12 protein-coding genes are annotated in these 15296 nt (G+C 57.3%); 6 read left to right on the forward strand and 6 right to left on the reverse strand.

What is annotated here, in order from left to right; genetic code table 11:
* Positions 1-74 precede the first annotated feature (74 nt).
* The gene (locus tag LY284_RS26300) at positions 75-839 is read left to right on the forward strand and encodes a hypothetical protein (RefSeq protein WP_233388942.1); all 765 of its coding nucleotides are present in this window, start codon (positions 75-77) and stop codon (positions 837-839) included.
* 452 nt (positions 840-1291) lie between these two features.
* Positions 1292-3661: a toll/interleukin-1 receptor domain-containing protein gene (locus LY284_RS26305; RefSeq protein ID WP_233388944.1), complete on the forward strand. Its 2370-nt coding sequence runs from the start codon at positions 1292-1294 to the stop codon at positions 3659-3661.
* A 216-nt stretch (positions 3662-3877) separates the two neighbouring features.
* Here the strand turns inward: LY284_RS26305 and LY284_RS26310 are convergent, their stop codons facing one another.
* On the reverse strand, positions 3878-4978 hold the full coding sequence (locus LY284_RS26310; protein WP_233388946.1) for a DUF3616 domain-containing protein: 1101 nt from the start codon (positions 4976-4978) through the stop codon (positions 3878-3880).
* Between the two features lie 475 nt (positions 4979-5453).
* Between LY284_RS26310 and LY284_RS26315 the strand changes: the two genes are divergently transcribed.
* From LY284_RS26315 to LY284_RS26325, 3 genes are all read left to right on the forward strand, one after another.
* Entirely contained in the window at positions 5454-7106 is a 1653-nt protein-coding gene (locus LY284_RS26315; protein WP_233388948.1) for a S8 family peptidase, read from the forward strand.
* Between the two features lie 30 nt (positions 7107-7136).
* Complete coding sequence (locus LY284_RS26320; RefSeq protein WP_233388950.1) at positions 7137-8468, forward strand: hypothetical protein; 1332 nt, start codon at positions 7137-7139, stop codon at positions 8466-8468.
* A 126-nt stretch (positions 8469-8594) separates the two neighbouring features.
* A complete protein-coding gene (locus LY284_RS26325; RefSeq protein WP_233388953.1) occupies positions 8595-9434 on the forward strand; it encodes a hypothetical protein in 840 nt (279 codons plus the stop codon).
* A gap of 197 nt (positions 9435-9631) precedes the next feature.
* Here the strand turns inward: LY284_RS26325 and LY284_RS26330 are convergent, their stop codons facing one another.
* The 4 genes from LY284_RS26330 to LY284_RS26345 form a co-directional block, all read right to left on the reverse strand.
* The gene (locus tag LY284_RS26330) at positions 9632-10357 is read right to left on the reverse strand and encodes a ZIP family metal transporter (protein ID WP_233388955.1); all 726 of its coding nucleotides are present in this window, start codon (positions 10355-10357) and stop codon (positions 9632-9634) included.
* Positions 10354-10761 (reverse strand): zinc-ribbon domain-containing protein, encoded by a 408-nt coding sequence (locus LY284_RS39085; RefSeq protein WP_309243215.1) that lies wholly within the window; start codon positions 10759-10761, stop codon positions 10354-10356. The genes LY284_RS26330 and LY284_RS39085 overlap by 4 nt, the downstream gene beginning before the upstream one ends.
* A 192-nt stretch (positions 10762-10953) precedes the next feature.
* The gene (locus tag LY284_RS26340) at positions 10954-11367 is read right to left on the reverse strand and encodes a DoxX family protein (RefSeq protein WP_233388958.1); all 414 of its coding nucleotides are present in this window, start codon (positions 11365-11367) and stop codon (positions 10954-10956) included.
* A 57-nt stretch (positions 11368-11424) separates the two neighbouring features.
* A complete protein-coding gene (locus tag LY284_RS26345; protein ID WP_233388960.1) occupies positions 11425-12771 on the reverse strand; it encodes an MFS transporter in 1347 nt (448 codons plus the stop codon).
* Between the two features lie 233 nt (positions 12772-13004).
* Here LY284_RS26345 and LY284_RS26350 point away from each other — a divergent pair, with 233 nt between their 5' ends.
* On the forward strand, positions 13005-13928 hold the full coding sequence (locus LY284_RS26350) for a LysR family transcriptional regulator (protein WP_233388962.1): 924 nt from the start codon (positions 13005-13007) through the stop codon (positions 13926-13928).
* A gap of 9 nt (positions 13929-13937) precedes the next feature.
* On the opposite strand, the gene LY284_RS26355 is transcribed toward LY284_RS26350, so the two are convergent.
* The gene (locus LY284_RS26355) at positions 13938-15167 is read right to left on the reverse strand and encodes a retroviral-like aspartic protease family protein (RefSeq protein ID WP_233388964.1); all 1230 of its coding nucleotides are present in this window, start codon (positions 15165-15167) and stop codon (positions 13938-13940) included.
* Between the last annotated feature and the right edge of the window lie 129 nt (positions 15168-15296).

Consider the following 15296-nt stretch of genomic DNA (forward strand, 5'->3'; position numbering starts at 1 on the left):
CGACGGCCATGCTCGCGGACGCCGAATCTCTCGTGGTCGATGCGCGCTGAGCGAGGACGAAACAGGGGCACGGAATGAGAGCTTTTATCGACCACCCGGCTGTGTTGTTCGTCGTTCTGCTTGCGCTTTTCGTGAGCGCGGTGGCGTTCGGCGCGTTCGTGCTGCGCCGCTGGGCGGTGCTGCCGGAGAACGACCGTGAAGACTTCAACCTCGTCCAGACTTCCACACTGACGCTGCTCGCGCTGCTGATCGGCTTCAGCCTGTCGATGGCGGTGAACCGTTACGACCTGCGCAAGACGCTGGAGGAAAGCGAAACCAATGCGATCGGCACCGAATATTCCCGCGCGGATCTCGCCGATGCGGCCACCGCGGCAAAGATCAAGTCCGCGCTGATCCGCTATACGAAGCTGCGCCTGGCGAACTACAAGACGCGCGCCCCCGACGCGCTCGCGAAAATCGTGAGCGATACGACGAACGTCGAGGCGGAACTGTGGCAACTCGCGACCCAGGTGGCGAAAGCGCAGCCGACGCCCATCGGCGCGCTGGTCGTGTCCGGCATGAACGACGTCCTGAACTCTCAGGACTATTCGGAGGCGGCGCGCATCAATCATATTCCGCTAGGCGCTTGGTATCTGATGATCATCATCGCGCTGCTTGGCTGCGTCGTGCAGGGTTATGGCGCTAAGGGGAGTCTGCGGAAAGGCCTGCTTATCACGATTCTTCCGACGACGGTCGCGCTGTCGCTTGCATTGATTGCGGATATCGATAGCCCGAAAGGGGGGATGATTCGGGTGGAGCCTAGGGATCTTGGGCGGTTGATGCAGTCGCTGGAGCGGTGAGGGGGCGTGGGAGAGGCGGCGGTAGGGTTGCGGCGCCTTCCTCACTTCATTGGCGGTACTGGCATCATCCATGCCGATCACCGCCGCACGCTTTGGAGTGGAGGTATTCGCGGGCGTTATGGTTAGCGAGGAATACTGGTTTCTCGGTCTGCTCTCGGACTAATTTCTGCCCTTCGCCTAAGGCTCGCAGTCGTCAGTCGAAAGAGTGGTGTGCTCAAAAAACCACCCGATGTTTCACGCGCGGTTATCGGCCATGGCTTTCTTTGACGTTGGTCGCGTTTAACACTCTCTCTAGACAAATCTTCGTTATGCGAACGACCTAGTGACCTGCCATCGATATGCTAGTCAGAGAGCGGACGCATCGGAAATCGCCGCGTCAAATTCCTCCAACGGAAGCGCTCTCGGCGTAGACTTGAAGCCGCCAAGACAAAGCTGGCCCAGAGGAGATAGAAATGCAGAAAGCCCGCCCGACGTGCTTTGTGTCCTATTGCCGCGAAGGTGCCGATAGAAATTCAGTTGACCATCTCTTGAGAACCCTTAAACAAGAATCTGGCCAACAGATTGAGTTTCTCTTTGACGAAGATCTGGCGCCGGGCGCCGCTTTAATGGAGTTTATGGAGAAACTACGGACGGTCGACGCCGTGATACTTCTTTTAACGCCTGAGTACAAGTTGCGGGTCGAAGACAGAAAGGGCGGAGTCTACATTGAATATTCAGAAATTATCCGGCGGTATGAGGAGTTGATCGCGGACGCTAACAACCTGACGTCGACCATAACTGTCGATGCCGATGAAGACGAATTTCCATATCAGTCGGTACCCGCTCCTTTCGCAATGATCCCTCTAATTTTCTCAGGCTCCTATGAGAGATCATGCCCTTCCGATATTGCACACAATATCTGCGTCAACTTTGGAAACTATCGAGCGAATCGAAACAAAGACGGGCAGCTCTGCGTTACACCTCAAGTGGCGAGCCGATACGCTAAAGATATTTCGCGTATAACGAACGTCATCTTCACGCACTATGCAGAGAAAACCCCTGAAGTAAAACAATCGTTCGAAGAGTATTTATCAGCGTTCTTTCGAAATACGAAGCGCGAACATCTACAGAAAAATCCTTTATTTGAAAGTGCCGTAGAGAAGGTCTTTGTAAAAACGTTCGCATACAAAAAGATCAGAGATCAGACATCTTACCTGCTTGTCGGACGTAAAGGCAGCGGAAAGTCAACGATCGTGGATTATCTGGCGCGCGAAACAGATGAAAAATACGGGCATGCGATTGATATTAACGTCAATAACTTCCACTTGGAGTTTCTCTACACTATCGCTAGTTCTGCTCAGTCACTGTCCGATATCGACATGCTTGTTGAACCCGCTCGCTTTTTCGAGCTTGTCTGGGAACTCTTTATCTATTTATGTTGTATTGACCTTGTTGTTAGTGAACATCGTGAGGCAGGTACTATGCCCGGCCAAGCCGGTCCATTCGCCGTTCTGTCACGCTTGTTGGACGATATCGCAGGCGACCATGGCACCGAACGTAAGTTGAACTACGTTGCTGCATATCGCTGGTGCTACGTCCGGGTGTTAGAGCAGGTTAACGAGACAATTGACAAAGCGCGCAAGGACGCGGCTGACTTTACCTATGACTTGACGCGCTTCACGGAACCAGAGAATGTCCTAAGGGCCTCACTGACCAAAGAATGCTTCGAAGCTTTTAACCGGATTCTCCTCTCGAGAAGCAAGCGGTTCCTTATTTCATTCGACGGGTTCGACACAGCCTTTGAAGAGTTTCGCGTCACCACTCAACGGATAGCCGATGCCTCAGCACGGCAGAAACGCACGCTATATGAGCTGAACTGGTTAAAAGGATTCGCCCACATTGCAATGGAAATGAAATCATCACCCACACGCACCCCGTTGTGTCAATGGATTGATTTCTGTGCGACGATCCCAAAAGACAGGTTCATGGAAATCAGGAACGACGAGAGGGACTCGTTCGTGTACATCGGAAAAGTCCACGAAATAAGATGGTCCGCGATCGAACTGTGTATATTGCTATCGAAGCGCCTTGAAGTGCATTATGGAAAGGCTGATCGTCGCACTCTGGCACCCCAAGAGCGATTGTCCAAGATCTTAAAAAGTCGATTCCCTTATATACCTCTACAAACCATTACTAATGTCGACGGCAGGGATTATTCTTTACCTATTTTTATCGACGTTTTGCGACATACGTTTTGGCGCCCAAGAGAGATACTAATTTATTTTGCCAAGATAATCGTGGTGCTAAAAGACTTACATAAGCGCAACATCGATTCCGCTCATTTTGCGGTTAGCAAATGCATCTCCGACACGACGCGCGAAATAATCAAAACCGAGTTTTTGAGCGAGTTTCAGCGGCACTGTCTAAATCTAAGTGACATAATTACCAGATTTAGACGTTTCAAACAGATCATGGAAATGAATGATATTGAGCACGCACTTGGAGGATGCCCGTTTAAGTTCGTCGACCACGAAGTACCGTGTTTAGATTTGTCCGTGAATCTTCGCTTTTTATATGAGGTCGGATTTCTAGGCCTGGAAGCAGATTCTCGAATTACGAAGCGCCTTCACCTTCTTAATATGGACATCTTTTGGTTCAACGCGGGCGATGAGCCTTTCGACGTAATGCGCAACGAGGGATTCGAAAATTGCCGATTTATTATACATCCGATCTTCTGTGAATTTTTGGACTTGGATGTGAGTCAACAGCATCGGCGGCTAACGCTCGATTACGACTGGGACTATCTTCATAAGCAGGAAGTCCATGTGATCGCTCCAGAATAATCCTTCAAGCCTTCACCCGAATGCCGAGGGTGCTTCGGGAAAACGTTCTGGAAGGGTGCGTTTTCCTAGGTCGAAAACAGTGCCTTGCGCGCGGCTGTGCCGGGAGCGAGATCGCGAAGTAGCCGGTGGCGGCGGCGAAGGATGCGATGGCGCCCTCAAGGCCTGTTCGTTCTATCGCGATGTCGGCGGTTCGGGGAACTCGATCATGTCAGGCGATCAGAGCCGAAACAGGTCGGCGTCGTAGCAGGCGCCGTCATGCAATCGTTCCTTTCCGGGGCTGTCATAAACAACGAGCAACCGCGCGTCCGTGCCCTGGCCCGCGACCACTGCAATGCCTTCCGCGTGATCATGGCGGTCGCCGTACGGAATGTCGAACAGCCACTCGAGTTGGTTGCCGTCGATGCGGCGGCTGCGATCGTGCACAAACGCATTGCGCCACAGGAACACCCGCATCGGGCCGTCGAGTTCCATCGTCGGACCCGCGAGGATGAGCAAGTTCTCGTTCCACGGGCAAAGATCGCGGATGCCGAGGCCACCCAGATTGAGAACGTGCTGCACAAGGTCGTGTTTCCCGTCGGCGCGACGAGAAAGGTTAAGCGTGCTGTTGTCGATTACCTCGGTCGCGAGTTGCAGTATCGTGGCCCATCCCCTCAGAACGGGCCCTCGCAGACCGACGAACACACGACTATTGGCGACCGCGAGTCCTTCGATGTCGAAGCCATTGTCTTTCGACGGCAGATCGAGAAAGGGCGCATATGTCGCGTTCTCCCGCATCGCGTCGACCAGTTCGCTGCTCTCTTTACCGAAGGGAAGCGCAAAGCCTTTAGAGGGTTCAGCCGTGATGTCCTTCAGGTCGGCGTCGAATTGCAGATAGCCAAGGAGATATCGATTGGCCTGACGATCGACGGAGGACAGTGCCGCAAGGGCTTCATCGTCCGACATGCCGCGTTTGACCTTCGCGCGCCGATAACTATGCGAACCGACTAGCCAGAGGCGTCGCGTTTCTTCGTCGCATGCCAGTCCTTCGATATCCACCTCTTCCCCAGGCTTTCCCGGAAGCTCGAAGTACCGGGAAAGGTCGAAGCTGCGATGCTTCGCGTAGTTGCCTCGATCGTCGCTCGTCAGCCGCTCGATCGAGCTCGATTCGTCCCCGGCGAGCCAGAGCGTTTTGCCGACCGACTGCACCGCCGAGAGACTCTTGTCGGAATCCTTCGAAGCGCGATCGACGCCGGCAGCGGAGAACTGAAGGCATACATGGCTTGCGGGTCGGGCGGCGAGTGGAGCATCGGCCATGGTGCCTCCGTCTTCATCGAGCATACGAATGCGCATGCGTTGCGCGGCCGGAAACCCGGTTGCGCGGTGTACCGCGGTGACCTCTACCTTTCGATCGAGTCGAAGACGTTTGATTCGGAAATCAAAGTGATTTATAGCCGTAAGGAGAAGGACATGCAAGCCGATTGGAAAGTCATTCGGAGCAGGCAAGATTCGGCCCGCATCGAGCGTCCTGCGTGGCGGAAATGGACTCGAAAAAGGCCGCAAGTTGCGAAGCCGTGAACTAATCTTGTTTTCACGCGGCGGGGCTGCGTGCCCGGCGATTCCAATTCCGCCTTGCGCGCCACTTCAGGAGCTTTCGTAAATGGCGACAAAAAAGCAGGCGAAAAAAACCGCCACGCGCAAGCGCCCCGCAGTGCAGCGTGATGCGAAAAGTGCGACGGAGAAGCCCATACGGCACGAGCCGGTAGCCGCGCCGCGACCTGCACCGCCTGTGCAGACCGCGACGGAAATCACGGGCATGAGCTCGCTTCCTCAAAGCGATCCCGACGAGGATCAATTCACGCCCCTCGTCCTCGACCGCACGGCCATCGCCCTCCCCTTGCTCGATGAGATGATCGCCGAAGAAAAGGCGCTCGAGGCCGACCCTGACCTGGAGCGCAAGTTGTATGACGTGATCATCGACCTGCATCTGCAATTTCCGGGCGGACGCAGGAACGCGCGAGTCCGGGTCCGCAACATCGTCAAGCAGATTCTCAAGGACAAGCGCGCCGACTGGAGCATCGATCCGGCGCAGCAGAATATCGACCAGAAAAAAAGCAACCTGTCGGAGCAGTATCTTTTTGCGAGATTCGACGGGCGCCTCATCAGGGAACTGATCCGGCGCGACGCCGCCGCGGGCGGCCAGTCCATCACGACGGAGTCGAGCACCTCGAAGCGCGCGATCTACAGGATCTGGCCGGACTTCGACGTGAGGCCGCTCGTCAACAAGTCCATCAGCACTGTCAAGGCAGATGCGGCGCTCAACTCGTTTTCCACCACGGGCGCCGACATTGTCTGGGTCGTCATGGACTCGGGAATCGACGCGCTGCACCCCCACTTCGCTAAATACGACAACCTGAATCTCACCTCTGTGCCCCCGCTCGCGCATCGCGACTTCACAGTCATGAACGGGGACGACACCGGCGCGCTCGTCGACAAGTACGGACATGGCACGCACGTCGCCGGCATCATCGCGGGGAGTATGTCCGCACAGCAAGGCGATATCGTCGCGGTCACGCGCTATCGTGACGAGTCCGGCCAGGTGAAGGAGCAGGTGCAAAGCCCGCCGCTCATGTCGGGCATGGCGCCACGCTGCAAGCTGCTCAGTCTGAAAGTGCTCGACGATAAGGGCGTCGGCAAGACGAGCAGTCTGATCGCGGCACTTGAGGACATCCAGCGCATCAACGGCTACGGCAGGTACATTCGTATCCACGGACTCAACATGAGCGTCGGCTACAACTTCGAGCCCGAGTGGTTTGCCTGCGGACAAAGCCCGCTTTGCGTGGAGGTCGACCGGCTGGTCAAGTCGGGCGTCGTTGTCGTTGTCGCGGCGGGCAATACCGGCTACGGATTCACGCAGACCAAAGCCAAGGGCACGGTCGCCGCCGGACTCGGGCTTACCATCAACGACCCCGGCAATGCCGATCTCGCCATCACGGTCGGCTCGACCCACCGCGACATGCCGCACGTCTACGGTGTTTCGTACTTCTCTTCGAAGGGACCGACCGGAGACGGCCGTGCCAAGCCCGATCTCGTCGCGCCCGGCGAGAAGATCGTGTCCTGCGCGTCCTGCTGGCGGCGCGACGGTCCGGATGGCCCCGAGGCCGCCCAGGCCGACGCGCAGACGATGAAGGACCTCGCGCAACGCATGAAGGACTGGAGCACGCCGCGTCCGCCCGACGCCGTGCCGGCGAAAGTCACGGCCCGCTACAAGGAAGACAGCGGAACCAGCATGGCCGCGCCTCACGTGTCCGGTGTGATTGCCGCTTTCCTGTCCGTGCGACGCGAATTCATCGGACGGCCGGAACAAGTGAAGCAGGTTTTTCTCTCCACCGCGACGGATCTGAAGCGCGAACGATACTTCCAAGGGTGCGGACTGGTCGACCTCATGCGCGCGATCCAGTCCGTCTGAGGCACGCACTCGAAGCCAACGGAGAATCCGATGACCCAAATCGCAGGCTTTCCCTATTTCGAATTCGAGGTCGACAAAGAAGGCAAGCCAGTCGATCCGAATGCGCACCAGACGACGCCAGAGTCGATTTCCGCGGCTGGCGTGACCGACCTTTTCGTCGTCTCGCACGGCTGGAACAATGACAAGGCCGACGCACGCAAACTGTATGAAGCGTTCTTCGGCAAGGTGCGCGAGGTGCTGGACAATGCGGCGCCGCCGGGAGCCGCGCGCAAGTACGCCGTCCTGGGCATATTCTGGCCGTCCAAGAAATTCGCGGACGAAGACCTCATTCCCGGCGGCGCGGCGGCCCTCGACGGCTCGATTTCAACGGCGTATCTGAAAGATAAACTGAAGAGGCTTAAGGGCGTCTTCGATCATCCGCAAGCCGACGATCGGCTTGTCGAGGCCGTGAAACTCATCGACAGGCTCGAAGACGATCCGGCGGTGCAAGAGGAATTCGTGAAACTGATCCGCTCTTTGCCGGTCGCGCCGAAACAGAAATCGAGTGAGACCTTGAACGCTGAAGATGCGTCCGGACAGTTCTTCGATCTTGATGCGGGCGTACTCATGCAGCGTCTCAGCCTGCCCGCGATGCAGGCCCCGCCGACCGAAGCAGAAGGCGGCGCGGCGGACCTCGGCGACGCAGGGGGCGCCGCGGGCCTGGGCAACTTCTTCAACGGCATCAAGTCGGGCGCACTCAACCTGCTGAACTTCACGACCTACTATCAGATGAAGGAGCGTGCGGGTCTCGTCGGACGTACCGCGCTCTTCGACATGCTGAGCGCCATTGCCGCGCGCGACGCGTCGCTGAAGATTCACCTCATCGGACATAGCTTTGGCGCGCGCCTCGTGACCTCCGCCGTGCTTGGCTCGGGAGCGAAGGCGTTGCCGCTCAAGCCCGCATCCATGATGCTTTTGCAGGCGGCGTTTTCGCACAACGGCTTTGCGAGCAAGTTCGACACGGTGAACGACGGCTTCTTCCGAACAGTCGTGAGCGAATCAAAGATCAGCGGTCCCATCGCCATCACGTTCACGGTGAACGACAAGGCCGTCGGGCTCGCGTATCCCCTGGCTTCGCTGATCGCCGGACAAAACGCCGCGGGAATCGGCGATGCCAACGATCCGTTCGGCGGACTGGGACGCAACGGCGCTCAGCACACGCCCGAAGCCAACACGGTCGTGCTCGGCGCCGTTGGTTCTCCAAACGAGTTCATGCCGGGGCATCTGCACAATCTCAATTGCGATGCCGTCATTTCGGGGCATTCGGATATCAGCAAGCTGGAAACGGCGTATGCGTTGCTTAGTCTCATCGCGAAGACGTAGTTCGTGGCGCCCGCCCCGACCAATGAGATCTGAACTTCTGGCAATCAAGGGAGACACCTCGCTCGACCGTTGCAAGTATTCAACTCGGACAGGGGATCGGCAGCCCGTTTCGCCAAGAGATCATCCATGAACAATTGGCTTAGCTTCGCCGTTCTCGCCGCTGCGATTTCAACTTTCGGAGCGCTCGCTGGGGTGCTGATCAAGGACTATTTCTTCGCCCGCTCTTTCGAGCGCTGGAAACAACAGGAGACACTCGAGCAACTCTACCAACGGTTCCGCGACCCCCTGACGCTGGCATCCCGGGAACTGGCCGATCGCATTGGCGAGATCGTGAGCGATTATCCGACTGTGTTTCTAACCAACAACGTGTGGAATTCCAGGCCCGCCCATCAACTCGAGAACAATCTCGACGATCCTTATTATCGGCGATACAAGCTCGTGAGCACACTGTACCGACTCAGTGCCGTGCTAGGGTGGGTTGAGCTCTACCGTCAGGAGATCACTTTCCTGCACTCGAAGAGCAACGCTCATGCGCAAGCACTGGAGCGTGCCGTGGGTCATTTCAGAAGCGATTTCGCAGACGGTCACATCAACGAAGAAAGCGACTGGTATCAATGGAGGGACACACTGATCTTCCGTGAGGAACTACGGGCTATCGGTGAATCGATGATCGAGAGCCGAGCTACAGTCAGAACAGTGATGGGCTATGGTCGATACATTGAATGCCTGGAAGCGTCTTCACCTAACCCCGTACAGCGCTGGGCCCCCGTTGTCCTCAATTTTTTTGTTGAGCTGGAGACGAATGGCAAGGACTTCCGGCGTGTTCGAATGCAACGCGCCTATCTGCATCTTTTTGCGCTTCTCAGCGCCTTGAATCCAAGCCTGCTGAATGAGCATATGCAGGGGTTGCGTAACACGATAAACGAAGCGAACAAGCATGTGCGCCAGTACGAGCCACCCAGTTGAAGTCATCGATCAGATCCTCTCTTTGTTCTAGCGCCCGATGAGACGAAAATGATATTTCTGTCATCGTCGGGGCAAGCCGCTAATCACCCGATTGGCAACTCAGTACGTCGAGCTCCTCGCTTCTGTTCAGGTGTAAGCGCGCGCGGCCCGTCGGAGAACGGGCCGCAGCAACGTCGAATTCAATGATAACGCTCCGATCATCCCGTCTTGACCGTCGCTTCAATCACGAAGAAGACGATGAAACCGACAAAGAATGCAGTGGTGGCCAGCGCCGTCTCGGCCACCTCATGCGCTTCGACGAGGAGTTCTTCCGTCACGAGATAGATAAGCGCAACCGTTCCCAGACCGAGGAGGCCCGGGTAATAGACCGAGGGCAAGTTGGCAAGCACCGCGTGGGCTGCAACGGCTGATGCCGAGAGCAACACGGAAAGCGCAATCGGGACGACGATTGCCCAAAGGCTGCGCACTCCGGCAGCGCTCAGCGCTGTGCTAACCGAGAGCGCCAGAAAGAGCACTTCGAGCGTGAGCGCGATGGTCAGAATCACGCCGGTTTCCTCGCCCGCCGCGAAAGCGATGCCCAACACAAGGCCATCGATGATGAGGTCGACTGCTGTAACGACCAGGAGACCGGTCGGGAGCGTGGAATCTTCAAGCCGCGTCTCCAGGCGGTTGCAGACTGCCTTGATGCCCAACATCAATCCCAGGCCCAGTGCGAAACCCATAACGACCGGCCACAGGGAATGCTTGCGGTCTTCGGGAAGCAATTCGAGCGCTGCGGCGGCGAACACGATGCCCGCCGTGAAGTGCTGGATGACGCTGGTGGTGCGCGCGCCGGGCTTGCGCGCCGAAGCGATAGCCGCGCCGGCGGCAGCAGCGAGCACGGGCGGCAGCGTGAGGAGCGCGAGTTTAACCGCGGGCGTCACGTGGCTACCGGCGTGCCGCACTGGCTACAGAACTTCGTGCCTGCCGCCATCGGCTGATTGCATTTCGCGCAGGCCTGTGGTGTGAGCGAGGTCGCGCATTGAGTGCAAAAGCGAGCACCCTCGGCATTGGCCGCACTACATTTGGGGCACATCACGCCCGGTTGCGCCGGGGAAGCAGCGCGGCCGGGCGTACAGCCCCACCCTTCATTGGGAGCGCAAGTGCGTTCGTCGGCATACCCGCCAGCATTGCTGTGGCTGTTGCCGTGATGGCCGTATCTGTCGTCATGCGATCCACCGTGCGATTGACCGTGCGATTGACCGTGCGACCCGCCGTGCCCGCGATCATGTCCCCCGCGGTTTCGGAAACCGTGATGGCCTCCCAACATTCTTTCAAGCCAGCTCATGGCTTTCCTCCAGTTTGGTTGAGTCCTTGCAGCCCTTTTGCCTGCGAAGCATCATCGATCAGGGCCGTATGCTCACAGTACACACCTTGAAGTGGCTTCAAGGTCAAGAACTTTTCTAGAGAGACTCGCCAGACCGCAGAGTGCAATTCATGTCATTGCAAAATGAAACAAACGCGGCGAATCGAGTGCGTTTTAGCGCCGGTCGATTGAATACTTCCCGGGGCCGGTCACGCACAGCAAAAGTAGTCCGCCGGCGATGCTGACGTTCTTGTAGAAATTAATCATGTTCGCGTACTGCTGCGCGCCGGTCATCGTCCAGTAATGGTGGCCGATAAACCCCGTGCCTAACGTGTAAAGCACAAAGATCGCGGCGAGGGGACGGGTATAAAAGCCAATCACGATTGCAATGCCGACGAAAAACTCCATGACGATCGCAACAATGGCGGAAAGCGCCGGCGCGGGTGCGCCTGTTGACGTCATATAGGCGACGGTGTCTGAATAGTGGGTCAGTTTGCTCCAGCCGAAGAGAACGAACAGGATCATCAGCAGCACCCGCCCGATCAACAGGAGTTCGTCTTTTTGATTTTCGAAGAGCGTATATCGCATTTTTCAGTTCCAGATTGTTGTTGCAACGCAGGGCCATGCTCACATGTGAAGGCTGCATCAGCACTGCGTGACCGATGACGGCACCCCATTACGCGCTGAGGCCATTAGAACGAGCATACCCGCGGACACTATGGCTGGTATCGCCACCGCAAGGAAAAGACTGTCGTTCGACCAGTTCATCCGCATGAGCTCTCCGCCAATGACCGGGCCGATGATGGAGCCAAGCCTGCCGACACCCAGGCTCCAGCCCACTCCGGTCGAACGCAGTAACGTGGGATACCAGGTTGCCGCCAACGCATTGATGGCAGGCTGTCCCCCGATGATGCTGAATCCCGTGATACCGACCACGACAAACAACATCGGTAGCGGAAGTCCCGTCTGGCCAATCGCGGCAATCGCGAACGTCGCGACGAACAATGCGGGGATGAGCACTTTATAGAATCCGATTCGGTCGATAACCGGCCCCATCGCCAATGTTCCCGCAACACCGCCGAGCTGCAGTGTGGTGCCAACCAATACAGCCGTCGAGGTTGAAAGTCCAAGGTCTTTTGCGATCGTAGGCAACCAGTTGGACAGGAAGTAAAGGTTGAGCAGGTTCATGAAATTCACGCCCCACAGCAACAACGTCGTCTTCGCGCGGCCACTACGGAACAGCTCGGCAACCGGAGCGCTCTTCGGACGCGCCTCGGGCACGACGTACTGGCTCTCAGGCGTCGCGGCGGAAGCAGGATCGATGCGTCGCAGCGTGTCGGCTACGCGCACGAGGCCGGTGCCGCGAACCACGGAGAACAACATCGACTCGGGCATGTAAAAGGCCATCATTGCAGAGAGCGCAATCGGCACCACGCCTCCGACGACAAAAACCGATTGCCATCCCCAAACGGGAATCAACGCTGCGGAAATCAGGCCGCCTAACACCGCGCCAAGCGTAAAGCCACACGAGACCCACATCATCAGCGTGACGCGCCTGCGCTTCGGACTGAACTCCGCGGCCAGCGCCATCGCGTTAGGCATGATCGCGCCCAGACCCAGACCCGTCACGAAGCGCAGCACGAGCAACCCGGTTATCGTGGTGACCTGCGTCGTCGCGAGCATGCACAGTCCGAAGGCAAAGGTTGCCCCGATCAGTACGGGCCTGCGCCCGATCTTGTCCGCAACGACGCTTAGCACCAGCGAGCCGATCAGCATGCCTAGCAGACCCGCGCCGAACACGATGCCGAAAGCCGCCTTGTCCGCCCCCCACGCATGAATGATTGCGGGCGCCACGAAGCCCATCGACTGGACATCGAACCCGTCGATCAGGACGGTCAGGCCGACCATCGTCAATATTCGAAGCTGCAGGCGGCTCAAGGGCGCCGCGTCGATCACGGCAGCGATGTCTATGGGCTGTTGTGGCGTGTTCACTCAGGTCACTCCTGTTATCTGCCGGCATTAACGCGGCCGCCGCCGCGTGGCCGAACCCTTTGCCGCACACGTGGCGGATTCCGTTGTGTGTGGAACTTTAGGAGGCCCGCTGTCGCCGATAAAGAGGCTGGCCGGCATTTTATTTGTGCCTCACGGGCACAAATCGGTGACACGACGTACACTCTGGGGCATCACTGGAAACGTCGAACCGCTGTCGATAAGGAACGTCGCGCATGAAAGATTCGGCCATCGATCGACTGGGCGAGATCCAGCTCTTCTGCGCTGCGGCTAAGGCGCAAAGTTTCACTGGCGCGGCGGCGGCGGCCGGCGTGACACCGTCCGCGATCAGCAAGGCTGTGGGCCGCCTCGAAAACCGTCTCGGCTTGCTACTGTTTCATCGCACGACTCGCGCGGTCCGCCTTACGGACGATGGTCTTGTCTACTACGACGCCTGCCGTCTGGCGCTGGAGAATATTCAGGAAACCGAACATTCTCTGACGGCGCATGGTCAACCGCGCGGCGAGCTGAAAATCAGCGTGCCGCCAAGCTACGGCATCAAGCACATCGTCCCGCTGATACCGCAATACGTCGAGCGTTACGACGGGAAAGTGGAGGTTGTGGTGTCCCTGAGCAACGCCGTCGCCGATTTCGCGACACAGGACTTCGACATGACGATTCGTCTGGGCCAGGTTGCCGACTCACGCCTCGTTGGGCGGCTTCTTCACAACGCCCAGCTTCGCGTGGTGGCATCGCCCGAATACTTGCGCCGTCACCCCGCCCCGGCTCGGCCCGAAGCATTGCGCGATCACGTGTGTCTAGGATTTGTCATGCCCGATAGCGGACGTCCGTTGCCATGGTCTTTCGCCGAGGAAGCCAAGACTGCCTACGAAATTCCTGTGCGCCCTGCAATGACGTTCGATCATCCGTTCGCGACGTTAGCCTGCGCGGTCAACGGTGGGGGCGTCACACAACTGTTCGATTTCACGGTTGAAGACGATCTGCGCGATGGTCGGCTGGTGGAAGTACTGGCGCAATATCGGCCGCTGCCTCAACCGATTTTTGCCGTCTATCCGACCAACCGGCATCTTTCGGCCAAGGTGCGCACGTTCGTGGACTTCCTGCTTGAGAGGCAGCGCGCTCCTGGCCGAGTTGCTTGATCTTCACGATTACATTCGCACGGTACGACGTTGTCCGTCCCGTTCGATAACGAGTGACAGTTTGCCCTTCGCCGTGGTATTCAACGCGGAACTGATCTCATCCAGAGAAGCAGGATAGGCTGGCTGACTATTAACCTCGATCAGCACATCTCCGTTTCTGAGATCCTGCTCTTCGAAGGACTTCGACGTGTTAGCGGCGAACGTCACTTTGCCATCGATCAAGCGAACACCGAGTCGACGAACTTCGATCGGATTGTCCTGCGCGAGATGGCTTTCGTCGAAACAGAACTCAAACGTGCTGGGCACGAACATATAGCGGTCGAGCTTGGCCAAGAAATCGCGGCCCAGCAGATTACTGCCTTTCTTGCCATTCACGTAAGAAAACTCAAAGCCGCCAATCGGCTGCTTGTCCAGCGAAAATCCGGTGACGAAATAGTCGGAGGATGTCTCCAATCCGTTGATGGATCCACTCTGACGTGTCCCGGTGAGTTTGGCCGCTTTGGCCTGTTTAAGCAGCTTGAGCGTCTCAGCATCGATGCTCGAACCTTCCGCGCCTGTATCGATAGCAAACTCGATAAACTGATCTCCCGTGCGCAGATAGAGCGCGGGCCCAGTCACCGGCGGCCCATCCCGATAAGGCACGCAGTGCGCAAAATGCTCGTTCGCCGGTGGATGTTGCCAGATGGTGAGCGTTTTCTTGCGATTATCGAGAACCCAACTGAACTGGCGAAAAATCTCGACACCTAGAATACCGTCGATCGGCGCGGTTTTCTTCGCCATAGCAAGTATCGATAAATCGACGCCAAACCATGGGTAGAAGTCCGGTACGACGTGGCTGCCGATTTCGATAGGTTGAGCTTTCCATAGGCGCAGCCGGTCCTTCGCCAATTTCTCACCATCCGCTGCACTTATGCCCCGGTCTATTGCTGAACGAAAAACGGTGGCCGTCTGATAGTTACCGGGTTTCGTGATCGTCGAGGCGAAATGATTATCCAGGACCGTGTAGCCGAATCCCGTGTCCAACAGGAAGCGATAATCTCTTCCTTCAATCCTAAGTGGAACGATCAAACCATATATCGGGCTGAAGGATGTGCTCAGAACAGGTGCCGCAGCGCTTTGCTTCGGCACGACTTCTTTCGGCGTTTCAGCCGGCTTATTACACGCACTCAGTGAGGCAACTCTGATTGCCAGCGCCCCAAAAAGAAGGGCTGCTAACTTAACTCGCTTTACTTGTACCATCTTGTACCTGAACACTTTTGATCTGAAGCCTTGCTACGCCGCCCCTTTCCGTCGACCGGGCCTTACGGCACGTCGGCATGGGGTTTCAGTTTCCTTCAGCGCGCTGCTTGTCATTTTACAGGCAAGCGT

The sequence above is a fragment of the Caballeronia sp. PC1 genome (genome assembly GCF_021353155.1).
In the GTDB taxonomy this organism is placed as follows: domain Bacteria; phylum Pseudomonadota; class Gammaproteobacteria; order Burkholderiales; family Burkholderiaceae; genus Caballeronia; species Caballeronia cordobensis.